Annotated in this window: 20 protein-coding genes, 2 tRNA genes and 1 riboswitch; of the genes, 11 read left to right on the top strand and 11 right to left on the bottom strand. The window is 66.3% G+C overall.

Annotation, left to right across the window (positions count from 1 at the left end):
• The first annotated feature begins 13 nt into the window (after positions 1-13).
• Positions 14-2,536 (top strand): glycosyl hydrolase 2 galactose-binding domain-containing protein, encoded by a 2,523-nt coding sequence (locus E6C48_RS21930; RefSeq protein ID WP_136360322.1) that lies wholly within the window; start codon positions 14-16, stop codon positions 2,534-2,536.
• Entirely contained in the window at positions 2,533-4,320 is a 1,788-nt protein-coding gene (locus tag E6C48_RS21925) for an alpha/beta fold hydrolase (protein ID WP_136360321.1), read from the top strand. The genes E6C48_RS21930 and E6C48_RS21925 overlap by 4 nt, the downstream gene beginning before the upstream one ends.
• 24 nt (positions 4,321-4,344) lie before the next feature.
• On the opposite strand, the gene E6C48_RS21920 is transcribed toward E6C48_RS21925, so the two are convergent.
• The 3 genes from E6C48_RS21920 to E6C48_RS21910 form a co-directional block, all read right to left on the bottom strand.
• Positions 4,345-5,613, bottom strand: coding sequence for an MATE family efflux transporter (locus E6C48_RS21920; RefSeq protein WP_136360339.1), 1,269 nt, complete (start codon positions 5,611-5,613; stop codon positions 4,345-4,347).
• Between the two features lie 201 nt (positions 5,614-5,814).
• Positions 5,815-6,309, bottom strand: coding sequence for an L-2-amino-thiazoline-4-carboxylic acid hydrolase (locus E6C48_RS21915; protein ID WP_407941037.1), 495 nt, complete (start codon positions 6,307-6,309; stop codon positions 5,815-5,817).
• An 84-nt stretch (positions 6,310-6,393) separates the two neighbouring features.
• On the bottom strand, positions 6,394-6,657 hold the full coding sequence (locus E6C48_RS21910) for a DUF6460 domain-containing protein (RefSeq protein WP_136360319.1): 264 nt from the start codon (positions 6,655-6,657) through the stop codon (positions 6,394-6,396).
• A gap of 118 nt (positions 6,658-6,775) precedes the next feature.
• Between E6C48_RS21910 and E6C48_RS21905 the strand changes: the two genes are divergently transcribed.
• Positions 6,776-6,849: transfer RNA gene (locus E6C48_RS21905), tRNA-Gly, on the top strand.
• A gap of 16 nt (positions 6,850-6,865) precedes the next feature.
• Here the strand turns inward: E6C48_RS21905 and E6C48_RS21900 are convergent.
• On the bottom strand, positions 6,866-7,843 hold the full coding sequence (locus E6C48_RS21900; RefSeq protein WP_136360318.1) for a LysR family transcriptional regulator: 978 nt from the start codon (positions 7,841-7,843) through the stop codon (positions 6,866-6,868).
• A 289-nt stretch (positions 7,844-8,132) separates the two neighbouring features.
• Between E6C48_RS21900 and chvE the strand changes: the two genes are divergently transcribed.
• From chvE to araD1, 4 genes are all read left to right on the top strand, one after another.
• Complete coding sequence (chvE, locus tag E6C48_RS21895; RefSeq protein ID WP_136360317.1) at positions 8,133-9,203, top strand: multiple monosaccharide ABC transporter substrate-binding protein; 1,071 nt, start codon at positions 8,133-8,135, stop codon at positions 9,201-9,203.
• Between the two features lie 93 nt (positions 9,204-9,296).
• Positions 9,297-10,832: a multiple monosaccharide ABC transporter ATP-binding protein gene (gene mmsA / locus E6C48_RS21890; RefSeq protein WP_136360316.1), complete on the top strand. Its 1,536-nt coding sequence runs from the start codon at positions 9,297-9,299 to the stop codon at positions 10,830-10,832.
• Positions 10,829-12,118: a multiple monosaccharide ABC transporter permease gene (gene mmsB / locus E6C48_RS21885; RefSeq protein WP_136360315.1), complete on the top strand. Its 1,290-nt coding sequence runs from the start codon at positions 10,829-10,831 to the stop codon at positions 12,116-12,118. The genes mmsA and mmsB overlap by 4 nt, the downstream gene beginning before the upstream one ends.
• Positions 12,119-12,244: 126 nt before the next feature.
• Positions 12,245-13,237: an AraD1 family protein gene (araD1, locus tag E6C48_RS21880; protein ID WP_136360314.1), complete on the top strand. Its 993-nt coding sequence runs from the start codon at positions 12,245-12,247 to the stop codon at positions 13,235-13,237.
• Between the two features lie 216 nt (positions 13,238-13,453).
• On the opposite strand, the gene E6C48_RS21875 is transcribed toward araD1, so the two are convergent.
• Positions 13,454-14,551 carry a 2'-deoxycytidine 5'-triphosphate deaminase gene (locus E6C48_RS21875; protein WP_136360313.1) on the bottom strand — a complete coding sequence of 366 codons (1,098 nt, stop codon included), beginning with the start codon at positions 14,549-14,551 and terminating at the stop codon, positions 13,454-13,456.
• A 267-nt stretch (positions 14,552-14,818) separates the two neighbouring features.
• Positions 14,819-14,895, top strand: a riboswitch (SAM riboswitch).
• A gap of 70 nt (positions 14,896-14,965) precedes the next feature.
• Between E6C48_RS21875 and E6C48_RS21870 the strand changes: the two genes are divergently transcribed.
• Positions 14,966-16,153 carry an O-succinylhomoserine sulfhydrylase gene (locus tag E6C48_RS21870; protein ID WP_136360312.1) on the top strand — a complete coding sequence of 396 codons (1,188 nt, stop codon included), beginning with the start codon at positions 14,966-14,968 and terminating at the stop codon, positions 16,151-16,153.
• 3 nt (positions 16,154-16,156) lie between these two features.
• Here E6C48_RS21870 and E6C48_RS21865 read toward each other — a convergent pair whose 3' ends face one another.
• Positions 16,157-16,480, bottom strand: coding sequence for an MmcQ/YjbR family DNA-binding protein (locus E6C48_RS21865; RefSeq protein ID WP_230978910.1), 324 nt, complete (start codon positions 16,478-16,480; stop codon positions 16,157-16,159).
• A 127-nt stretch (positions 16,481-16,607) separates the two neighbouring features.
• Here E6C48_RS21865 and apaG point away from each other — a divergent pair, with 127 nt between their 5' ends.
• Positions 16,608-17,000, top strand: a complete 393-nt coding sequence (gene apaG, locus E6C48_RS21860) for a Co2+/Mg2+ efflux protein ApaG (protein WP_136360311.1) — start codon at positions 16,608-16,610, stop codon at positions 16,998-17,000.
• Between the two features lie 9 nt (positions 17,001-17,009).
• Here the strand turns inward: apaG and yihA are convergent, their stop codons facing one another.
• The 5 genes from yihA to rpmH form a co-directional block, all read right to left on the bottom strand.
• Complete coding sequence (gene yihA, locus E6C48_RS21855; protein ID WP_136360310.1) at positions 17,010-17,660, bottom strand: ribosome biogenesis GTP-binding protein YihA/YsxC; 651 nt, start codon at positions 17,658-17,660, stop codon at positions 17,010-17,012.
• Positions 17,657-18,310: a CatB-related O-acetyltransferase gene (locus E6C48_RS21850; protein ID WP_407941036.1), complete on the bottom strand. Its 654-nt coding sequence runs from the start codon at positions 18,308-18,310 to the stop codon at positions 17,657-17,659. The genes yihA and E6C48_RS21850 overlap by 4 nt, the downstream gene beginning before the upstream one ends.
• 93 nt (positions 18,311-18,403) lie before the next feature.
• Positions 18,404-20,218, bottom strand: coding sequence for a membrane protein insertase YidC (gene yidC / locus E6C48_RS21845; RefSeq protein WP_136360308.1), 1,815 nt, complete (start codon positions 20,216-20,218; stop codon positions 18,404-18,406).
• Between the two features lie 15 nt (positions 20,219-20,233).
• Positions 20,234-20,575: a ribonuclease P protein component gene (rnpA, locus tag E6C48_RS21840; RefSeq protein ID WP_230978909.1), complete on the bottom strand. Its 342-nt coding sequence runs from the start codon at positions 20,573-20,575 to the stop codon at positions 20,234-20,236.
• A gap of 35 nt (positions 20,576-20,610) precedes the next feature.
• Positions 20,611-20,745, bottom strand: a complete 135-nt coding sequence (rpmH, locus tag E6C48_RS21835) for a 50S ribosomal protein L34 (RefSeq protein ID WP_011579721.1) — start codon at positions 20,743-20,745, stop codon at positions 20,611-20,613.
• 268 nt (positions 20,746-21,013) lie between these two features.
• Between rpmH and E6C48_RS21830 the strand changes: the two genes are divergently transcribed.
• Together E6C48_RS21830 and E6C48_RS21825 are read left to right on the top strand one after the other, a co-directional pair.
• Positions 21,014-22,501 (top strand): sensor histidine kinase, encoded by a 1,488-nt coding sequence (locus E6C48_RS21830; protein WP_136360307.1) that lies wholly within the window; start codon positions 21,014-21,016, stop codon positions 22,499-22,501.
• 361 nt (positions 22,502-22,862) lie between these two features.
• Positions 22,863-22,939 (top strand) — tRNA-Arg (locus E6C48_RS21825).
• Positions 22,940-23,435 lie beyond the last annotated feature (496 nt).

Here is a 23,435-nt window from a genome sequence, read left to right as displayed (position 1 = left end):
CGCCAAGGGGAGTATGATGGACGTCATTGTGCCGGTCTCCGGCGCGGATCGAAGGCTGGACACGGGATGGTCGATGGCCGTCTCGGACGCCGGCGCATGGCCGGCCCCCGCCGCGATCGACCCGCACGCCGAGTGGCTGGCGGCAGAATGTCCCGGCACGGCTGCGGCCACGCTGGAACGGCACAGCCGCTGGGATCGCACCCGGCCTGCGCCGCTGCATGACAAGGACGTCTGGTATCGCTGCCGGCTGGACGCGAAAGGTGCCGTCCGCCTCGTCTTCGAGGGGCTAGCGACCGTCGCCGAAATCTGGCTGGACGACAAGCTGGTCGCCACCTCCACCTCGATGTTCGAGCCCTGTGAGGTCGAGGCCGACCTTGCCGGTGGCGAACAGCTCGCCATCGCCTTCCGCAGCCTCGACAGGCATCTGGAGACGCTTTCCGGGCCGCGCGCCCGCTGGAAGCCGCGCATGATGGACGACCAGCGTCTTCGGCTGATGCGCACGACGCTGATCGGCCATATGCCCGGCTGGTGCCCGCGCTTCGATGTCGTCGGGCCGTGGCGGCCGGTGCGGCTGGTGCAGCAAGGTAAGCAACCGCGCATCCTCGACAGGATGCTGCGGGCCGACCTCGACGGTACGACCGGCCGCCTTTCGGTCGCGCTCGACCTGTCCGCGCCGCTGACCGGCGACGCGACCGTGACCTGCGCCAATGTGACGGTACCGCTACGTCGTGAAACGCCGACCCGTCTCGTTGCGGAAATGGACGTTGCCGACGTTGCGCCGTGGTGGCCGAACAGCCACGGCAAGCCGGTACTGCACGGCGTCTCCGTGCACCTCGGCGCCGTGCGCCACGATCTCGGCCGCGTCGGTTTCCGCCGCATCGCCCTCGACCGCGGCGCCGATGGGCGTGACTTCCGGCTTCTCGTCAACGGCGTGCCGGTGTTCTGCCGCGGCGCGGTGTGGACGCCGTCCGATCCGGTGGCGCTTGCCGGAGACGAGGCCGCATTGGCGCGCGACCTCGAACTGGTGCGCGATGCCGGCGTCAACATGCTGCGCGTCGCCGGTACCTTCACTTACGAATCCGACGATTTCCACGCATTGTGCGACGAACTCGGCATCCTCGTCTGGCAGGACCTGATGCTGGCCAATTTCGACTACCCGGCAAGGGACGAAGGCTGGTGCGCCGCGCTCGGGCGGGAGGTCGTGGCGCTGCTCAGGCGGCTTGGGTCTTCGCCTTCGCTTGTCGTGCTGTGCGGTGGCAGCGAGATCGCCCAGCAGGCGACGATGCTCGGCCTGCCGGCCGTCATCGATGCGACGCCGTGGTTCGATCATGTCGTTCGCCCGGCGGCGGAAGCCCGGCGCCCCGACCTCGTGCTCGTCCCCTCCACGCCGCACGGCGGCAGCCTGCCCTTCGCCGGTTCCGGCGGGCCGATGCACTATTACGGCGTCGGCGCCTATTGCCGGCCGCTGGAGGACGCCCGCCGCGCCGAGGTGCGCTTCGCGTCCGAATGCCTGGCCTTCGCCAACGTGCCCGATCAGGCGACGCTCGACGCGCATCTGCCGGTGCCGCAGGTGCACGATCCGCGCTGGAAGGCCGGCGTGCCGCGCGATGCCGGCGCCTCGTGGGATTTCGAGGATATCCGCGAGCACTATCTGGAGACGCTTTTTACGGTCGACGCGCGCCGCCTGCGCCGCGAGGACCCGGCGCGGTATCTCGACCTGTCGCGCGCCGTCACCGCCGAGGTGGTCGAGCGCACCGTCGACGAGTGGCGCCGTCCCGCCTCGCCGACGGCGGGCGCGCTGCTGTTGTTCTGGAAGGATCTGGCGATCGGTGCCGGATGGGGCGTGGTCGATGCCACCGGCCGGCCGAAATCGGTCTGGCATGCGCTGAAGCGCGCCTTCGCGCCGACGCGGCTGATCCTCTCCGACGAGGGAGTCAACGGGCTGGACGTACATCTCATCAACGACGGCCCGGCACCCTTGCGCGGTACGCTCACAGTGTCCTGCCTGCGTGACGGCGCGGTCTCCGTGGTGAGCGGCAAGCGGGCGGTCGAAGTGGCGCCGCATGGCGACCTGACGCTGCCGGTGTTCGAGCTTCTCGGCGCCTTCTTCGACGTTTCCTACGCCTATCGCTTCGGTCCCGCCGGCCACGAACTGACGGTGGCGCGCTTCGAGGACGAGAACGGCGCGGTGCTGGCGGAGGCCGTCCATGTCCTGCCGGGCGCGATGACGGCGCGCCGCGACGTCGGCCTGACGGCGCGGCTGGACCGTTCGGAGGAAGGCTGGCAACTCGTGCTCGCCTGCCGCCGCGCCGCCTATCACGTCGACATCGCCGGCGACACCGCGTTCCGGCCGGAGGACAACGGCTTTCATCTCCTGCCCGGCCGTGAACGCACCGTGCGCCTGTTCGGCCCGGCGGACGCAGACCCGGCAGGCATGGTGACGGCGCTCAATGCGGACAAGGGCGCGGCCTATCGGCCGGAAAGGCCAGTTTCGGGCGCCGTGATGGTTTTCGAGACACCCGAGGTCGTGGCATGAGGCCGCTCGTCTTCGACGCAACCATCGGCTGGCTGCACGAGGCCGGCGGCCGTCGCGGCGTCGTCATTGCCGGCGCGCACGGCTTCGAGGACCTGTGCAGCCGCCGCTTCCTGACGCTGCTGGCCGGCCGTGTCGCGGCGGCGGGGCTTCCCGTGCTGCAGTTCGACTATCCCGGCTGCGGCGATGCCGCCGGTGACCACACCGATCCGGCCCGCGTCGAGGCGTGGGTGAAAAGCATCGGTGCCGCCGTCGATCGGCTGAAGCGCGAGACGGGCGTCGAGGATGTCGTCATCGCCGGTTTCCGGCTGGGTGCGCTGCTGGCGCCGCTGGCGGCTGACGGCCGCGACGACGTCGCCGGCCTCGCCCTGCTCGCACCGCCCGCTTCCGGCAAGGCCTATGTGCGCGAGATGACGGCGCTGTCGCGCATGATCGACGCGCCGCTGGCGGCCAAAGCCGGACCGGCCGAGCCGTTCGACGGCCGCCAGGTCGCCGGTTTCCACCTGTCGTCGGAAACGCTGGCGGCGCTGGCGGAGCTCGACTGGCAGCAGGCGCTGGCCGAAGCCGTCGTGCCGCACATGCTGGTGCTTGCCAACGGCAGGATTCCCGATCCGGAAAGCCTGCGGTCCGAACGCGGCGGCATCGTGCCCGATGTCGCGGTCGCCGAGTTCGAAGGCTATGTCCACCTGGTCTGCGATCCGACCGCCAACCGGATTCCCGAACCGACGCTCGACCTCGCCGCCAGCTGGATCGCGCGTCTCGCGGAACAGGCCAAAGCGCCGGGCGTCGCTGTTCGCTCGGACGAGCCGCAAACCCTCATCGGTCCCGACTGGCGCGAAGAGCCGGTGGTCATCGGTGGCGGCAGCGAGATCTGCGGCGTGCTGTGCCGGCCCGAAATCCGTACCGCGCCCGCGACGCCGGTTATCTTCCTCAATGCCGGCGCGGTGGCGCATGTCGGCTGGGCGCGCGGCACGGTCGAGGCGGCTCGGGCTCTCGCCGCCGAAGGCATAGCCTCGCTGCGCATCGACCTGCCGGGCATCGGCCAGAGTGCCGCCCCCGCCGAGGACCGGCTGTTCCTTTACGACGACCGCACCAGCAGCGACGTCATGCGCGTCATCGACTGGATGGGGCAGGCGGGGTTCGGCGAGGTCGGGCTGGTCGGCACCTGTTCCGGCGCCTTCCAGGCCTTCCACGCGGCGCGCGCCGACCGCCGGGTGCGGCGGCTGACGATGATCAATCCGCTGTGCTTTGCCTGGAACAGTTCCTACGCGCTCGATCTCGCGGCGTGGAAGGTCTACGAGAACGCCAAGGCCGTGCGTGGGCCGGACAGCGACGCACCGCAGGAGCCTTCGCGGCCGGCGATCGGCACGACGCTGCGTGCCGGCGCTTCGAAGATTGGCCGCCTCTCCATCCGGCGCGGGCTGGAACTCGTCAAGACCGCGCTCGCCGTGCCGGAGCGGCTGATCGGCCGCTCGCCGGTCGAACGCTGGATGCGGGCCTTGTGCGCCCGCGGCGTGAAGGTGCTGATGGTTACCTCCGAGGGCGACCTCAGCCTGAAGGAGATCGCCCGCCATTTCGGCCCGGATGGCCGGCGGCTCGACGCGCTGCGCGGCGTGGCGAGGCTCGGCCTCGCCGCCGCCGACCATACGCTGACGCCCCATCATGCCCGCCGCGCCCTAGTCGCCCGGCTGATCGCTTTCGGCGACGACGACGATGGCCGGTCGAACAAGGCGTTCGTGCGCGAGACGGCGGTTCAGCGGCCGAAACCCGCGTTGGAAACGCCCTGATCGTTCTTGCCGAAGTCCGCCGTTTCAGGCCGCGCCGAATGCGGTGCGGGTGCGTAGCCGCAGCATCATGGCCAGGCTGACGCCGCGCACCAGCAGGAAGACGTGCAGCGCCGCCCACAGGCCGTGGTTGCCGAACAGCGGCGCCAGCGCAAACAGCGCGGCCGTGAAGGCAAGGAAGGAGAGCAGCATCATGTTGCGCATGTCGCGCGACCATGTGGCGCCGATGAAGACCCCGTCCATCTGGAAGGCGAGCACGCCGGACAGCGCCGTGAACGCCGCCCAGGGCAGGTAGGTGTCGGCCGCCTCGCGCACGTCGACGGCGGTGGTGATGATGCCGATGAGATTGGCGCCGAAGACCAGCAGGATGAGCGTCGCCGCCCCCGCCAGCCCGAAGCCCCACAGCACGGTCAGCCGAACGGCGCGGCGGAACGAGCGCTCGGCACGGGCGCCGATGGCACGCCCGGCCAACTGTTCGGCGGCGGTGGCGAAGCCGTCGAGGAAATAGCCGGCGATCAGAAAGAAATTCATCAGCACGGCGTTGGCGGCCAGCGTCACCGTGCCGAACTGCGCGCCCTGGCGGGTGAACAGCGCGAACGCCGCCAGCAGCGAGAAGGAGCGGATCATGATGTCGCGGTTGAGCGACATCATCGCCCGGAAGGCCGCAAGGTCGAGGATGCGGCTTCGCGCCAGCGGCGGCGCGTTGCGGAAGCGGCGCGTGACGATCGCCAGCCCGAACAGCGTGGCGACCGCCTCGCCGGTCACCGTCGCCCAGGCGACGCCGGCGACGCCCCAGTCGAGTTCCAGCCCGAGCAGAATGCACAGCGTGATGTTCATGCCGTTGAGCACGATCTGCAACAAAAGGCCGAGATTGCCTTCGCCGCGCCCCAGCACGTAGCCGAGAATGGCGTAGTTGACGAGCGAGAAGGGGGCGCCGAGCATGCGGATGCGGATGTATGTATCCATGACAGCGCTGACGCGCGGTCCGCCGCCGATGAAGGCCTGCCCGCCCTTCGAGATCAGGGGTGCCAGAAGGGCGAGCGCAATGCCGGCAACCAGCGCCACCAGCACAGCCCGCCACAGCACCGCCCGTTCCTCCAGCGCGTCGCCGCGCCCGAAGGCCTGCGCCACCAGCCCGGTGGTGCCGGAGCGCAGGAAATTGAAGGTTGTGAAGACGACGTCGAAGACGAGCGCGCCGGCGGCCAGCCCGCCGAGCAGCGCTGCATCGCCGAACTGGCCGACGACGGCGGTGTCGACGATGCCGAGCAGCGGCGTCGTCAGATAGGCAAGCGTCATCGGCACCGCGATCGCCAACACCGTGCGGTTGGTGACGGCGAAGGGCTGGGAAGCGGATGCCTGGGTCTGGTCCACGTGGTGCCTTGAGATGGTTTGGCCGGACGGCGGATGTGGCCCGCTTTCGGCCGCCCCGCAACCGCCAAAGCGGCAAGGCCAAGCGATTTCGACCGCTGGCTTACCGCGCCGCAGGGGAAACCGCGACTATTCGGCTTCGCTTTTGTAGGAATAGCGGAACGTGCAGCGCGGCGCGCCGGCCATGATGGTCTGCTTGCGGTCCAGCTGGATATTGGGATCGTAGCCCTGGCAGAAGGTGCCGTCGCGGTTGCACGACATCAGGTGGCCGATCTGACCGAGGCCCATTTCCCGATAGCTCTCGGCATAGCGGCAGCGCGTCACGTCGAAATTGAAGGTGGTGTCGGAAGCCTCCAGCACCTCGATCTCCAGCGCGCCGTCGTGGGTCCACAGGTCGTAGAGCTTGATGAAGTCGGCCATGCTGGTGACGCCGCCGGGGGCCAGCGCGGCGAAATGCTTGCCTTCCGCCACCGCCGCCTTGCGGATTGCCGCATCGAGGATGGCCTGCGCCTTCTCCTCGCCGATGGCCGCGACCATTTCGGCATAGATCGGCCCGATGACCTCGGCCTGGATGCGCCGCCTGGTCAGCGTCGGCAGTTCCTTGTCGTGCCCCTGTTGCGTCACTTCGATATCCTTTCCGGCTGGCGATGATGCCGCCATCCGAACGCTTTTGCCAGCCTTCCGATGCCGTCTGCGGCGTTCTGCGGGCTACTTGCGGTAGCCGAGCAGGCGAATGACGAGGAAGGCGGGCACGACGATCGCCGCGCCGAGCAGGATATAGCCGACGAAGCGGTCAAGCGCGTGGAAACCCATGTGCCAGAGGTCGACGAAGAAATTCCGGATGCCGTAGACGACGTCGAGCGGCGACCAGCCGAAGGCGCTCATCACCAATCCGACGAGGAAGGAGACGACGATCAGCTTGAGCAGGATGCGCAGCGGCGAATCGCCGAGAAAACGCGTCAGTGCGGACATGGGCCGTCAGGTCCGGTTGGTCGGATGGTTCAGATACGCAGTCGGGGCGGGGAGTTCAAGCAACGATGCTTCAAGGCAGTTGCAGCCCCCGCCGGCAGCGTGATAACGAAGCTGCTGCGCGGGTGTAGTTCAATGGTAGAACGGCAGCTTCCCAAGCTGCATACGAGGGTTCGATTCCCTTCACCCGCTCCACCTTGCCGCACCGTTCCTAGCCCACCTCCCGCAGGATGAAGTCGTAGAGCATCCTTGCGGCCGGCGAGAGCACGCGGTTGCGGGCGGTTATCAGGCTGTAGGGCCTCACCTCGATGTCGAACTCGATCGGCACCACGTCGATGGCGCCGGCCAGGCCCTCCGGGTTCTGGATGAAGCGCGCCACCTGCACCGACACCGGCGCGATAGCGTCCGACTGCGCCACCATGACCAATGTCAAGAGAAGCGAGGAGGTGTTGAGGATGCGCTCCGGCAGCGGCACGTTGCGATTGAGGAAGTTCGCCTCCATCGCCTGCCTGAGCGGCGAGCCGCCGGATTGGAACACCCAGTCATAGCTGGTCGTCTCCTCCAGCGCCACCTGCCGCCCGTGCGCGAGCGGATGGCCGCGGCGCACGATCAGGCAGGCTTTCTCGACGCCGATGACGCGGCTGTCGAACAGGCGTGGGTTGAGGTCGTCGGGGATGCGCGCGACGATGAAGTCGTGGCGCGAGGCGATCAGCTCGCGCGCCAGCATGTTGGAGGTTTCCACCTGCATGGTGATCTCGATGCGCGGATAGAGCCGGCGGATTTCGCGGATCGCCGGCACCGCCAGCTCGATGGCCGGCGCGGTGACGGCGCCGAGGAACACCGAGCCGCCCTTGCCGGCCTTCAGTTCGGCGATCTCGCGGTCGGCCTCGCGCATCTCGAGCAGGATGGAGCGCGCGCGCCGCGCCAGCGCCTTTCCGTAGGGCGTCAGCGCCACGCCGCGCGGCAGCCGCTCCAGAAGCGTGACGTGCAGCACCGCTTCCATCTCCGCGATCATGCGCGAGGCGGCCGGCTGCGAGATGTTCATCACCTGGGCGGCGGCGCTGACCTTGCCGTGGTCGTCGAGCGCCGCGATCATGCGCATGTGGCGCAGGCTGAGCCCGCTGCGCAGCAGCGGCACGGCGGCAGTTCCGCGCTCGTCGTTCCCGGTCGAATCGCGCGCCCCAACCATGCCTGTCCGTCGCCTTTTTCGCCCGATCCTTAGGGCTTAAATCGATATGATATACCGGTTTCGATATAGCAACAATCGAAGATCGCATTTGACAGTTATGGCAAAGGATAACACGCTGCGCACGCTTCAAAGACGTCGCGTTCCGGCCCGCAGGCCGGCGGGGCGGCCGGAGGGGCCGATCGGGAGGATGCGAGACAATCGATGATCCGCGGCTGCGCGTTGCGCTGTCGTCCGGTCGTGCGGCCGCGAGCCACGCGGCTGAGCGCCCATCAACCAGGGAGAGAGTAACGTGAAGATCATCAAATCGCTGGTCGCTGCCGCGGCCCTCGGCATCGCGGCCATGTCCGTGCCCGCGCACGCCGAAGACAAGGGCCTTGTCGGCGTGCTCATGCCCACCAAGACCTCGCAGCGCTGGATCAACGACGGCGACGCCGTCAAGAAGCAGCTCGAGGAGAAGGGCTACACCGTCGACCTGCAGTATGCGCAGGACGACATCCCCAACCAGCTCAGCCAGCTCGAGAACGAGATCACCAAGGGTCCGAAGGCGCTCATCATCGCCTCGATCGACGGCACGACCATGTCGGACGCCTTGCAGAAGGCCAACGACGCCGGCGTCGTCGTCGTCGCTTACGACCGCCTCATCAAGAAGACGCCGAACGTCGACTACTACACCACCTTCGACAATTTCGGCGTCGGCGTTATCCAGGCCAATTCGCTGGTCAAGGGCCTGAAGGAGCGCTTCCCCAACGCCAAGCCGTGGAACGTCGAGCTGTTCGGCGGCTCGCCGGACGACAACAATGCCTTCTTTTTCTACAACGGCGCCATGTCGGTGCTGCAGCCGCTGATCGACGACGGCTCGATCAAGATCAAGTCGGGCCAGATGGGCATGGACAAGGTCGGCACGCTGCGCTGGCTGGCCGCCACCGCCCAGGCGCGCATGGATAACCTGCTCTCCGCCAATTACTCGGACGGCAGCCGCGTCCACGGCGTGCTGTCGCCCTATGACGGCCTGTCGCGCGGCATCACCGCTTCGCTGCGCGCCGTCGGCTATGGCACGGACGCCCAGCCGTGGCCGATCGTCACCGGCCAGGACGCCGAAACCGCCTCGGTCAAGCTGATTATCTCGGGCGAACAGTATTCGACCGTCTTCAAGGACACGCGCGAACTCGCCAAGGCGACCGTCGAGCTGGTCGACACCGTGCTGTCGGGCAAGAAGCCCGAAGGCCTGGACGAGAAGACCTACAACAACGACGTCAAGGTCGTTCCCTCGATCCTGCTCACCCCGGTCGAGGTCGACAAGTCGAACTATGAGAAGCTGGTCGTCGAGTCCGGCTACATCAAGGCCGACGAGCTGAAGTAATATCGTGCCCGGAAAGGGGCCTGGCCTGGCTCGGCCCCTTTCCGTTTCGCAGTGCTGCCGGTAGAATTGCGGCCACGAAGGAGCGATATCGCGATGGCTTCCACGATCCTGGAAATGCGCGACATCACCAAGACGTTTCCCGGCGTGAAGGCGCTGTCGAACGTCACCTTGAGCGTCGAGGAAGGCGAGATTCACGCCATCGTCGGCGAGAACGGCGCCGGCAAGTCCACCCTCATGAAGGTGCTGTCGGGCGTCTACCCGTCCGGCACCTATGACGGCACCATCGTCTTTCGCGGCCAGGAATGCCAGTTCGCCGGCATCCACGACAGCGAACGGCTGGGCATCGTCATCATCCACCAGGAACTGGCGCTGGTGCCGATGCTTTCGATCGCCGAGAACATCTTCCTCGGCAACGAGCATGCCAGCTACGGCGTCATCGACTGGAACGCCAACGAGACGCGCACGCGCGCGCTGTTGAAGAAGGTCGGCCTCGACGAGGACCCCAAGACGCTCATAACCAACATCGGCGTCGGCAAGCAGCAGCTTGTCGAGATCGCCAAGGCGCTGTCGAAGCAGGTCAAGCTTTTGATCCTCGACGAGCCGACGGCGAGCCTGTCGGAGAAGGACAGCCAGGCGCTGCTCGACCTCCTGCTCGAATTCAAGCGGCAGGGCATGACCTCGATCCTCATTTCGCACAAGCTCAACGAGGTCAGCCGCGTCGCCGACCACGTCACCGTCATCCGCGACGGCCAGACGATCGAGACGCTTGCGCGCAAGGACGTCACCGAGGACCGCATCGTCACCTCGATGGTCGGCCGCTCGCTCGACGACCGCTATCCGCCGCGCGAGCCGAAGATCGGCGAGGTGGTGCTGGAGGTGAAGGACTGGTCGGTCTACCACCCGATCCACGCCGAGCGGCAGGTCATCAAGGGCATAGACCTCAACGTCCGCAGGGGCGAGGTGGTCGGCATCGCCGGCCTGATGGGCGCCGGCCGCACCGAATTCGCCATGAGCCTGTTCGGCCGCTCCTGGGGCCGCCGCATCACCGGCACCGTGCTGCTCGACGGCAAGCCGGTTGACGTCTCCACCGTCGGCAGGGCGGTGGACCGTGGCATCGCCTACGTCACCGAGGATCGCAAGACCTATGGCCTCAACCTGATCGACCACATCAAGCACAACGTCACGGCCGCCAACATGAAGGGCGTGTCGAAGCGCGGCGTCATCGACGACCTGCGCGAGCTTGCGGTGGCCAACGAATACCGCGCCAAGACCAACATCCGCACCCCCAGCGTCTACCAGCTGACCGGCAACCTGTCCGGCGGCAACCAGCAGAAGGTGGTGCTGTCGAAATGGCTGTTCGCCGACCCCGAGGTGCTGATCCTCGACGAGCCGACGCGCGGCATCGACGTCGGTGCCAAATACGAGATCTACACCATCATCGCGCGCCTTGCCGCCGAGGGCAGGGCGATCATCGTCATCTCGTCCGAGATGCCGGAACTGCTTGGCATATCGGACCGCATCTATGTCATGAACGAAGGGCGCATCGTCGGCGAGATGGCGGCTTCCGAAGCCAGCCAGGAAAAGATCATGCGCGCCATCATTCGCGGGGAAGGAAAGGCTGCATCATGACCGTCGAGAGCTCGCCCTCGCCACAGACAGGCGTGGCCCAGGATACCCATGAGCCGCGCGTCGCCGTCTCGGCGCTGGTGACGAACCTGCGCGAATACGGCCTCGTGCTGGCGCTCATCATCATCATGCTGTTCTTCCAGTTCACCACGGACGGAACGCTGTTCAAGCCGCTGAACCTGTCCAACCTGGTGCAGCAGAACTCCTTCATCATCGTCATGGCGCTCGGCATGCTGCTGGTCATCGTCGCCGGCCACATCGACCTGTCGGTCGGCTCGGTCGCCGGCTTCATCGGCGCGCTCGGCGCCAACATGATGGTGACATGGCAGCTCGGCCTGTTGAGCAATCCGCTGGTGGCTTCGATCGTATGCCTGCTGGTCGGCGCTGCGATCGGCGCGGCGCAGGGCTACTGGATCGCCTATCATCGCATCCCGAGCTTCATCGTCACGCTGGGCGGCATGCTGATCTTCCGCGGCCTGTGCCAGGCCATGCTCGGCGGCGGCCTTTCCGTGGGGCCGTTGCCGGTCTCCTTCAAGGAACTCTCCTCCGGCTTCATCCCGGAGCTGCTGGGCGTGTGGACGCTGGTCCCGCCGACGGTCAACGCCGCCGGCAAGACGATCTTCGGCAGCGGCGTCCAGCTCCAGATGACGTCGGTGATCCTCGGCCTGATAGGCGTCGCCGCCTATGCCTGGTTCGGCCTTTCGGCGCGCCGCACGCGCGAGCGTCACGGCTATCAGGCCGAGCCGTTCGCCCTGTTCGTCGCCAAGACGCTGATCGTCAGCCTGCTGACGCTGTTCCTCGTCTACCAGTTCGCCATCTACAAGGGGCTGCCGATCGTGCTCGTCGTGATGGGACTTTTGATCGGCCTGTTCGTCTTCGTCACCAAGCGCATGGTTATCGGCCGGCGCGTCTATGCGCTCGGCGGCAATCCCAAGGCGGCGCAGCTTTCCGGCATCAAGACCGAACGGCTGACGCTGTACGTCTTCATCAACATGGGCGTGCTGTCGGCGCTCGGCGGCCTGATCATCGCCGCGCGCCTCGGCCAGGCGGTGCCGGCGGCAGGCCTCGGCAGCGAGCTCGACGTCATCGCCGCCGTCTTCATCGGCGGCGCCTCGGCCATGGGCGGCGTCGGCCAGGTGATCGCCACGGTGGTCGGCGGCTTCATCATGGGCGTCATGAACAACGGCATGTCGATCATGGGCGTCAACGTCGACTGGCAGCAGGTGGTCAAGGGCCTGGTGCTGCTCGGCGCCGTCGTCTTCGACGTCTACAACAAGAACAAGGCCTGAGCCGCGGGCGAAGGCCGGACGGGAACTTAAACCGATACGCATTGGAGGAACGCGGCGCAGGCATGCGCCGCGCCTGGGATGGTTTGCGCGGCCGCGGCGGCCGGCACGGGAAAACAGGAGGTGACGATGCTGGTTTCACAGATGTTGGGCGAGGACGACACGATCCGCGTCGTAGCGCGCAACGGCAACGGGGCACGCATCGTCAACGGCGCGCGCAGCGTCTATGCGCTGGCGATGGAAGCGGCGCGCACGGGCGTCGGGCTTGCCGCGCTGATCGAGCGCAAGGGCGCGGGTGCCGCGGTCGACCTGGAGGCCGCCTACCGCAAGGGCCTTCTGCTTTCGCCGATCAACCATCCAGATCCGGCGCATCTGCATCTGACAGGCACGGGCTTGACCCATCTGGGCTCGGCCTCGACGCGCGATTCCATGCACAAGAAGCTGGCCGAAGGCGGCGAAGAGCAACTCACCGATTCCATGAAGATGTTCCGCATGGGGCTGGAGGGCGGCAAGCCGGCAGCCGGCGAAGTCGGCGTGCAGCCGGAATGGTTCTACAAGGGCAACGGCACCATGGCGGTGGCGCCGGGCGCGCCGCTCGTCTCGCCTTCCTTCGCCAAGGACGGCGGCGAGGAGCCGGAGATCGCCGGCATCTATGTCATCGGCGACGACGGCCAGCCGCTACGCGTCGGCTTCACGCTCTCAAATGAGTTCTCCGACCACGTCACCGAGCGGGTCAACTATCTCTTCCTCGCCCATTCCAAGCTGCGCAACGCCTCCTTCGGCCCGGAACTGCTGGTCGGCGACCTGCCGGCTGACATTCGCGGCACTTCCAGCATCCTGCGCGGCGGCAAGGCGATCTGGGAAAAGCCGTTCCTGTCGGGCGAGGCGAACATGTCGCACACCATCGCCAACCTCGAGCATCACCATTTCAAGTACGCCGCTTTCCGCCAGCCGGGCGACGTGCATGTCCACATGTTCGGCACCGCGACGCTCTCCTTCGCCGATGGCGTCCGCACCGAGCCCGGCGATGTATTCGAGATCGAGGCGACCGATTTCGGCCTGCCGCTGCGCAACGCGCTGGAGATCGAGGCGCCGGTGAAGGTGGCGGTGAGGGCGCTGTAGCAAGCTTGGTGGGCGTCGACAGGCAGGCAATCGCGGAGGGCGCAGACCCCCACCCCTAACCCCTCCCCGCAAGGGGGAGGGGAACCTTGCGTCGGAGCCGCAATTCGCCAACGTAGATAATTTCGCGGAGACGGTGCTGTCCGCGTCTCCCTCCCCCTTGCGGGGAGGGGACAGGGGGTGGGGGGCGCCCGTCAATATCCGTCGAAATTGCCGGTATCACCGCCCCGGCGGGCGGAAATGCTTCGACAGCTTCAGGCCCTGCGCCTGGTAGTTGGAGCCGAGGTCGGTGCCGTAGAGCGCCTTCGGTCGTTCCAGCATGTGCTCGTAGACGAGGCGGCCGACGATCTGGCCGTGCTCGAGGATGAAGGGCACTTCGTGGCTGCGTACCTCCAGCACGGCGCGGCTGCCGGTGCCGCCGGCGGCGGAATGGCCGAAACCGGGATCGAAGAAGCCGGCATAGTGGACGCGGAATTCGCCGACCAGAGGATCGAATGGCGTCATCTCGGCGGCGAACAGCGGCGGCACATGCACCGCCTCGCGGCTGACGAGGATGTAGAACTCGTCCGGGTCGAGCACCAGTTCGCCGGCCTTGTTGCGGGTGAGCGGCTCCCAGAAGTCGGCGACGTCGTGCGCGGCGCGCCTGTCGACGTCGACCAGTCCGGTGTGGTGCTTGCCGCGATAGCCGACCATCCCGCTGGCGTCGCCGGCAAGGTCGATGGAAAGCGCGATGCCGCCGCCCGAAATGTCCGGCGGCTCGGTGGCAACCAGCGTCTGTGCCCTGTGCAACGCCTGCAACTCGTCTTCCGACAGCACGGCATGGCCGGTGCGGAAGCGGATTTGCGACAGGCGCGAGCCGGCGCGCACGACGATCGGAAACGTCCGCGGGCTGACTTCGAGATAGAGCGGACCGTGATAGCCGGCGGCGATCTTGTCGAACTCGTGGCCGTGGTCGGTCATGACGCGGGTGAAGATGTCGAGCCGGCCGGTCGAGCTTTTCGGATTGGCCGAGGCCGAGACATGGTCGGGCAGGGAAAGGCTCTCCATCAGCGGCACGATGTAGACGCAGCCCGTCTCCAGCACGGCGCCTTCCGTCAGGTCGATCTCGTGCAGCTTCAGCCGTTCCAGCTTGGCGTCGACCGTGCTGCCGGGGCCGGGCAGGAAGGACGCGCGTGCCCGGTACGCCTTGGCGCCGAGCCTGAGGTCGAGGCTCGCCGGCTGGATCTGGTCGGCGTCGAGCGGCCGGGGGGCGGCGAGCGCGCCGGAAGAAAACAGCGCCGCTATGTCCTGATCGGGAAGAATACCGGTCTTGCGCAATGATTGCTCCGTCGGTGCGATGCTCGTTGTGCGTCCTTCGAGGCTCGCTTCGCTCGCACCTGAGGATGGGGAGGGTTGGTGCCTTCGTCCTCATCCTCAGGTGTGGGCATAGCATTTCCGCCGGCGTCGTTTTCCGCCGAGCGTGTCGACTTCCCTCATCCTGAGGTGCGAGCGAAGCGAGCCTCGAAGGACGCACCAAAGGAATACCAGCCGCACAAGGCATAGTGAAACCATCGATTGACGCAAGCGCGGGCTGGGTCTAAAGGGGCTTTATCCCGTGGTGATTTGCCGGTCGGCTTGCAGCCACGTTAAACAAGTCGCTAAAGGACCGTCGGCACAAGAGCCCATGGCACCGGTTGCGACTTTCGCGACCGGTTTTTTTGTGTCGGTGCCGATTTTGGCTGGTGAAGGACCATGACGAACAACAAGCGCAACTGGAAGCCCGCAACCCAACTCGTGCACGAAGGCACGCTGCGATCGGGCTTCGGCGAAATGTCGGAAGCCCTGTTCCTGACGCAGGGCTATCTCTACGCCACCGCCGAGCAGGCCGAGGCCCGCTTCAAGGGCGAGGAACCCGGCTTCATCTATTCGCGCTACGCCAACCCGACGGTCGACATGTTCGAGAAGCGCATGTGCGCGCTGGAGGGTGCGGAGGACGCACGCGCCACCGCTTCCGGTATGGCGGCGGTCGCGGCGGCGGTGCTGTGCGGCTTGCGGGCCGGCGACCATATCGTGGCGGCACGCGCGCTGTTCGGCTCCTGCCGCTGGGTGGTCGAGACGCTGGCGCCGCGCTACGGCATCGAATGCAGCATCGTCGACGGCACCGACATCGCCAATTGGGAAAAGGCGGTGAGGAAGAACACAAAACTGTTCTTCCTCGAAAGCCCGACCAACCCGACGCTGGAAGTGGCCGACATCGCCGCTGTCGCCAAGCTCGCCAATTCCATCGGCGCGCGGCTGGTGGTCGACAACGTCTTCGCCACACCGCTGTTCCAGAAGCCGCTCGAGCTCGGCGCCCATGTCGTCGTCTATTCGGCGACCAAGCACATAGACGGGCAGGGGCGTTGTCTCGGCGGCATCGTGCTTTCCGACAAGAAGTGGATCGACGAGAACCTGCACGACTATTTCCGTCACACCGGTCCCAGCCTGTCGCCCTTCAACGCCTGGACGCTGCTGAAGGGGTTGGAAACCCTGCCGATCCGCGTGCGCCAGCAGACGGAGTCGGCCGGCAAGATCGCCGACGTGCTGGCCGGTCATTCCAAGATCGCGCGCGTCATCTATCCCGGCCGCGCCGATCACCCGCAGGCCGACATTGTGAAGAAACAGATGAAGGGCGGCTCGACGCTGATCTGCCTCGACGTCAAGGGCGGCAAGGCGGCAGCCTTTGCCTTTCAGAACGCGCTCGACATCATCCTCATCACCAACAATCTCGGCGACGCCAAGAGCCTGATTACCCATCCGGCGACGACCACGCACAAGAACCTCACCGACGAGGCGCGCGCCGAACTCGGCATCGGGCCGGGCACGCTCCGGCTCTCCATCGGGCTGGAGGACGCCGACGACCTGATCGAGGATATCGCCCAGGCGCTCGACCGGGCGTAAGCGTCAAAGAAGGGATTTTGGCGCCGCGTTGCGCCACGCCATCTGCATGGCGTGGCCGAGCGTCGCCGCATCGATCCTGTCCAGCGCCACCAGCGTCCAGCCTTTCAGGCCCCATGAACCGGCAGCGGGTGTGAACAGGCCCGCCGCCGTTTCCTTGAACAACCGCTGCTGGTCCGGCGTCAGCTTCAGCACGGCGCGGCCGTCCTTCTCACGCCACGTCGCGAAGATCTTGCCGCGCACGCGAAAATCGGTGACGTCGAAATGGCCGCCCTGCTCGGCCTCGGGAAGGCCGAGCGCCATGGCGCGAAAGTCTTCTGCGCTGGCCATGCCGGTCTCCGCAGCCGTCGTGCCCCGGCAGGAGCGCGCGATCGCGCGCCGCCACCCATCCTTGCGGACATATTGACCACGGCTCCGCCGGGTCCACAATACCGACGGTCAGAGTCGGGAGAATGTCATGTATCACGCCGTCACCCGCAACATCGAAGTCGAGGTGGAGCCCTTCTACATGGAGGATCGCTCCGACCCCGATACCGGCCGCTATGTCTGGGGCTATCGCATCACCATCGAGAACCGGTCCGAGGAGTTCGTCCAGCTCCTGACGCGCTATTGGCACATCACCGACGCGGAAGGGCGGGTGGAGGAAGTGCGCGGTCCGGGCGTCGTCGGCGAGCAGCCGGAACTCAATCCCGGCGACAGCTTCCAGTACACGTCCGGCTGTCCGCTTTCGACGCCGTCCGGCATCATGGTCGGCCACTACACCATGCGCAATGCGCGTGGCGACCTGTTCGACATCGCCGTACCCGCCTTCTCGCTCGACCTGCCGAACACGATGCGGACGGTCAACTGACCGCCGATCTTACTGGCTCGCCGCCAGCGCGATGGCGGCGCGCAGATCCTCTATGCCGCCGCCCTTTTCCGATGATGTCGCCAGGACGGCGGGAAAGGCCGCCGGGCGCCGGCGGATCTTTTCAAGCGTCTCGTCGATCAGGCGGGGGACGCCGGCGGCCTTGACCTTGTCGGTCTTGGTCAGCACGATCTGGTAGGAGACGGCGGCCTTGTCGAGCAGCGACAGCACCTCCTCGTCGTTCGTCTTGATGCCGTGGCGGGCGTCGATCAGCACATAGACGCGCTTCAGCGTCGAGCGGCCGCGCAGGTAGTCGAACACCAGCTTCGTCCAGCGGTCGACCTGGTCCTTCGGCGCCTGCGCGTAGCCGTAGCCCGGCATGTCGACCAGCGCGACCGGTGGCAGGTCGGCGCCTTCGCCGGAATAGCCGTCCGGCACGAAATAGTTCAGCTCCTGCGTCCGGCCCGGCGTGTTCGAGGTGCGCGCCAGTCCCTTCTGGCCGGTCAGCGCGTTGATGAGCGAGGATTTGCCGACGTTGGAGCGGCCGGCGAAGGCGATTTCCGGCGGCCCTTCCGGCGGCAGGAATTTCATCGCCGGCACGCCGCGGATGAAAATCCACGGCCGCTCGAAAGCCTCGGGCGCGATTGTCGTCGGCGCGTTCAAGATGCCGCCTCCAGTGCTTCGATGTCGGCGCCGCGAATGGCGGCGAGGTTGCGGCTTATCTTCTCGGCCGGCCAGTCCCACCACGCTGCTTTAAGGAGGCGCGCGACGGTTCGCTGGTCGAAGCGCATCTTCACCGTCTTGGCCGGGTTGCCGGCGACGACGGCGTAGGGCGGCACGTCGTGCGTGACCACCGACTTGGCCGCCACGATGGCGCCGTGACCGATCGAGATGCCCGGCATGACGATCGCCTCCATGCCGATCCAGACGTCGTTGCCGATCACCGTGTCGCCGCGGTTCTCCTGCTGCCACGTGGCTACGTCGAAGCCTTCCTCCCAGCCGTGACCGAAGATGTTGAAGGGATAGGTCGAGAAGCCGGACATGGCGTGGTTGGCGCCGTTCATGATGAAGCGCGCGCCCTCGGCGATGGCGCAGAACTTGCCGATCACCAACCGGTCGCCGATGAACGGATAATGGTGCAGCACGCATTTCTCGACGAATTTGTCCGGCCCGTCCGGATCGTCGTAGTAGGTATAGTCGCCGATCTCTATGTTGCCGGCCTCGACCAGCGGCTTCAGGAAGCCGACGCGCGGGTGCATGGCGATCGGGTGCTTGATGTCGGGATTGGGTCCGGTCATGGCGGGTTCGTCCATGGTCTTTACGCTTTCAGCATAGCGGCGGGCCGCTGAAAGACAAAAGGCCCCGGAGCACTCCGGGGCCTTTGTCCGGTCGATACGGGAGGCCGGCTATTCCGCCGGCGACGGTTTCTTCTTGAACATGCCCGCCAGGTTGTCCCAAAGCTCGATCTTGACGCCCTGGCGCTTCATGATGACGCCCTGCTGGATGATCGACAGCGTGTTATTCCAGGCCCAGTAGATGACCAGTCCGGCGGGGAAGCCGGCCATCATGAAGGTGAACACCACCGGCATCCAGGTGAAGATCATCGCCTGCGTCGGGTCCGGCGGTGCCGGGTTCATGCGCATTTGCAGGAACATGGTGATGCCCATCACCACGGCCCAGACGCCGAGATGCGGCAGGAAGGCGGGCGCCGCGAAGGGCAGCAGTCCGAATAGGTTGAAGATCGACGTCGGGTCGGGCGCGGCGAGGTCGTGGATCCAGCCGAAGAACGGCGCATGGCGCATCTCGATGGTGATGTAGAGCACCTTGTAGAGCGCGAAGAACACCGGGATCTGCAGCGCCACCGGCCAGCAGCCGGCGATCGGGTTGATCTTCTCGGTCTTGTAGAGCTCCATCATGGCCTTCTGCTGGGCCATCTTGTCGTCCGCGTACTTCTCGCGGATCTCGACCATCTTGGGCTGCACCTTCTTCATGTTCGCCATCGACTTGTAGGACTTGTTGGCGAGCGGGAAGAACACCGCCTTCACCAGAACGGTGGTGGCGATGATGGCGAGGCCGAAATTGCCGAAGAACTTGTAGAGCGTGTCGATCAGCCAGAACATCGGCTTGGTGATGAAATAGAACCAGCCCCAGTCGATCAGCAGGTCGAACTGGCGGATGTGGCGGTCCTTTTCGTAGGTGTTGACGGTGGAAACCTCCTTGGCGCCGGCGAAAACCAGCGTCTGCAAGGTGGCCGACTGGCCGGGCGCGAGCGCGATCTGGTCGGACAGGTAGTCCGACTGGTAGCGTGTGCGGCCGTCGTCGAAGAAGCCGAAGCGCGGCTGGAAGGGCTGCTTCGTCGACGGCACCAGCGTCACCGCCCAGTATTTGTCGGTGATGCCGAGCCAGCCGTCGGTGGATTTGCCCGGCGTGACCTGCTTGTCCTTCTCGATCGCGGCGTATTTGATCTCCTGCAGCCCTTCCGAGCCGGTGACGCCGATCAGGCCTTCATGCAGCACGTAGGTGCTGCGGTCGTCGGGCTTCTCATAGCGCGTCACGCGGCCGTAGTTGGCGAGCGAGACCGGGGCGCTGCCGCCGTTGCTCACCGTATCGTCGACCGTGAACATATACTCCTGGTCGACCGAAATGGTGCGCTTGAAGGTCACGCCCTTGTCGTTGGTGTAGGTCAGCATCACCGGCGTCGTCGGCGTCAGCTTGGCGTTGCCGTCCACGGTCCACACCGTATCCGGTCCCGGCAGCGTGCCGGCCTCGGGCGTGCCCGAAAAGCCGATCTCGGCGAAATAGCCGTCCTTCAGCGTGTACGGGTTGAGCAGTTCGATCTCGGGCGAATTGGGATCGATCGTCTCGCGGTAATGCTTGAGCTTGAGGTCATCGAGACGCGCGCCGGTCAGGTTGATCGAACCTTGCAGGCTGGGCGTGTCGACGGTGACGCGGCCGGTCTGCGCCAGCGCCTGCTCGCGGGTGAGCGTGGCGGCGGCGCCGGCGCCCGGCGCATTCGGGATCGCGCCCGGCTGGGCCGGAGTCCCGGTTCCGGCCGCGGGGGCTGTGCCCTCGGCGGCCTTCTTGTCCTGGTCGCGCGCCGCCTCGATCTGGGCGGTCTCGCGCTGCTTCTCGATGCGCGGGTTCATGTAGAACACCTGCCACAAGGTCAGGATCAGCACCGACAGCGCGATGGTGATGAAGAAGTTGCGGTTTTTTTCCATCGAGAACCCTGGTCCCTATTTTCCGCCGATCCTGCGGGAAAGTTCGGCCCTGATGAGGCCGAAGGGGGCGTCGAGCGCTTCCGCGCGCCCGACGATCACATAGTCATTGCCGGGCGCCATGTCAGCGGCGGCGGCAGTCCGCACCGCTTCTTTCAGGCGCCGGCGGATGCGGTTTCGCACGACCGCGTTGCCGACCTTGGTCGTCACCGTATAGCCGACGCGCGGCGGCTCGCTGTCGCCGCGCTGCAGGACTTCCATGAGGAAAAGCCGCCCGCGGCGCTTTTCACCACGCCGGACGGCCAGGAATTGCGCGCGCTTCAGCAGCCTTTCGGGGCCTCGCCCGATGGGCTTGCCCACGGACTTGCCGGGAGCGGGCAACGGATGTCTGCCGGTCAGGCGCTGAGACGCTTGCGGCCACGGTTGCGGCGGGCGGCGATGACGCCCCGGCCGCCCTTGGTGGCCATGCGGGCGCGGAAACCGTGCCGGCGCTTGCGGACGAGCTTGGAGGGTTGGTAGGTACGCTTCATTTGTTTAAATACCGCGGAGTGCGGCCCTTCTTGGTTCTGCCACGTCTGTAACAGGAGCTGTGCCCGGCCTGCCGCTCGGTTCGGCGCACCCAAAAGCGCGCCGGGACTGGCTGGTCCGTGCGTGGCGGGGCTTATAGGGTCAAAGGGGGTGCGAAGTCAATCGGGCCTGGGCGGAGCAGGGGTCAGCCTGCGCCCCGCCAAAGGCCAAATTGGCAAAAGCCGCGCAATCACCTATTTTTGAAGCGACAGTCCTGACACCCGGACCCGCATGAGCGCCGACCCATCAGCAGACCGGCAGGAGGCCGATCAATCCGCCGCCGCCCGCACCGTGCCATTGGCGCGCGGCCTCTCGGCCAAGCTGCTCCTGCTCACCATCGCTTTCGTGCTGTTGGCCGAGGTGCTGATCTTCCTGCCCTCGGTGGCGAGCTATCGCATGGCCTGGCTGAAGGAAAGGCTGGGGACCGCTGCCGCCGTTTCGGTTGTGCTGGTGCAGGGCGACCCGCAAAGCCTGTCGCGCTCTGCCCAGGACGACGTGCTGGCCGCCATGGGCGCGACCGCGATCGCCGTGCGCGACGGCGGTGTCTCGCGCCTGCTGGCGGTGGCCGACATGCCGCCCAGCGTCGACGAGCACATCGCCGTCGCCGACACCGGCATGGCCGAGGCGATTGCCGGCGCGCTCGACACGCTGGTGTTCGGCGGCGAGCGCATGCTGCGCGTCTACGGCCCCGTCGGCGACAGCGACAAGGAATTCGAGCTGATCATGCCGGACCGCCGGCTGCGCGAGGCGATGCTCACCTATTCGCGCACCGTGGCGCTCATCGCGCTGCTGCTCTCGCTGGTCACCGCCACCCTGGTCTATGCCGCGATCGACCGCATCATGATCCGGCCGATCCGCGCCATGACGCGCTCCATGCTGTCGTTCTCGCAGGCGCCCGACGATCCATCCCGCGTCATCAGTCCGGCTGCGCGCGCCGACGAGATCGGCGTGGCCGAGCGTGAGCTTTCCATGATGCAGGAGCGCCTGCAAAGGATGCTGGCTGAGCAGAAGCATCTGGCCGATCTCGGCCTTGCCGTCTCCAAGATCAACCATGACATGCGCAACATCCTGGCCTCCGCCCAGCTGATGTCCGACCGCCTGCGCCAGGCGAAGGACCCGGCCGTGCAGGCCTTCGCGCCGAAGCTGTTGCGCACGCTCGACCGCGCCGTCGCCTATTCGGAAGGGGTACTGGCCTATGGCCGCACCCAGGAGGCGCCGCCGGCCCGTCGCCGTCTCAGGCTGCGCCGGCTGGTCGAGGAAGTTCACGGCCTGCTCGACATCGGCGAGGGCATCGAGTTCGTCAACGCCGTCCCGCCCGACTTCGAGATCGACGCCGACGCCGACCAGTTGTTCCGGCTGCTCACCAATCTCGCCCGCAACGCCGTGCAGGCGATGGCCGCCGACACCGAAAGCGCGCTGGTGCGACGTCTCACCGTCTCGGCCGAGCGCAAGGGAAGCGTCAGCCGCATCCTCATCGCCGACACCGGCCCCGGCCTGCCGCCGAAGGCGCGAGAAAACCTGTTCGCCGCCTTCCGAGGATCCGCCCGCAGCGGCGGCACCGGACTGGGCCTGGCCATCGCGCAGGAACTGGCGCGCGCCCATGGCGGCGGTGTCGAACTGGTGGAAAGCGTCGGCGGTCGTACCGTCTTCGCCGTCACCATTCCCGACCAGCCGGTGCGGCTGGAGGCGGCGCGCGGCATCCTGCGCCGCCCGGCGTAAAAAGCGTCGAAAGCGGCAGGCTTGACGGCGGCCTATGGCACTTGGCCGGGCATGGCACCGGGAGCTGGCCCACGCCCGACAAGCTCCGGGTGGTGGAGGCGCCTATGCCGATGTTGCGGCGTTTCGGCCACGCTCCGGGTCCGGAACCTCAACGGGGCGCTCCGGTGAGGCCGAGGCTGCTGACGGCTATTTTGAGCTCTAAGCCGCCGTGCAGACCGTGCCGATTCCAGCGATGCAGGCGATGTGCAAATCTTTTGAAGCGTCGTCTTGCATTTCGCCAAGCGAGCCGTTAGGTAGCACGTCAATTCGCGGCCGATCGTCCGATCGGTTCGCTGCCGCAGTGTCGACGACACGCCGGTGCGCGCCCGTAGCTCAGCTGGATAGAGCACCAGACTACGAATCTGGGGGTCAGGAGTTCGAATCTCTTCGGGCGCGCCATTTTGTTTTCACCACATTCAGAAGCACCTAAGACCTTGAACGGTAAGGTCAAATTTGCGGTTCTAAACCCCTCATTTCGTGCATAACGAAGTCGCTCAGCGAACATCAATTTCAGCACCGCACGACGCCCATCGAAGTCCTCGGAACGCCATAGATTCCAAGGGTTTGCGAGGAAGGTGAGCGCGGTTCTAAGTGTATCGTCGAAGTTACTCGCCGGTCGCAACGATTTCGCCGCGCGCTCCTTCGCGATGATTTTCTCATCTTCGAGATCGCGAATGCGCTCCTCGAACTTCGCGATCACACGCGGCTCGCTCACATCAAGGATTCGCTCAAGCAGCTTATCGACATCGCGCTCGATCTTCGCGATGTGTGTTGATTTCCGCTGAGAGCTGACCCGGGATTGAGGGATTTTTCCATTGAGAAGTGACCCATGTTTGAACCCACCCCTGCTGGTTGATTGCAGGGGACTTTGGAGTGATAGACATGGCGTTACTGA

Source organism: Ollibium composti (assembly GCF_004801285.1).
In the GTDB taxonomy this organism is placed as follows: Bacteria; Pseudomonadota; Alphaproteobacteria; order Rhizobiales; family Rhizobiaceae; genus Mesorhizobium; species Mesorhizobium composti.
The sequence above is the reverse complement of the archived record's forward strand: the minus strand, read 5'-3'. Positions and strand labels throughout refer to the sequence as shown.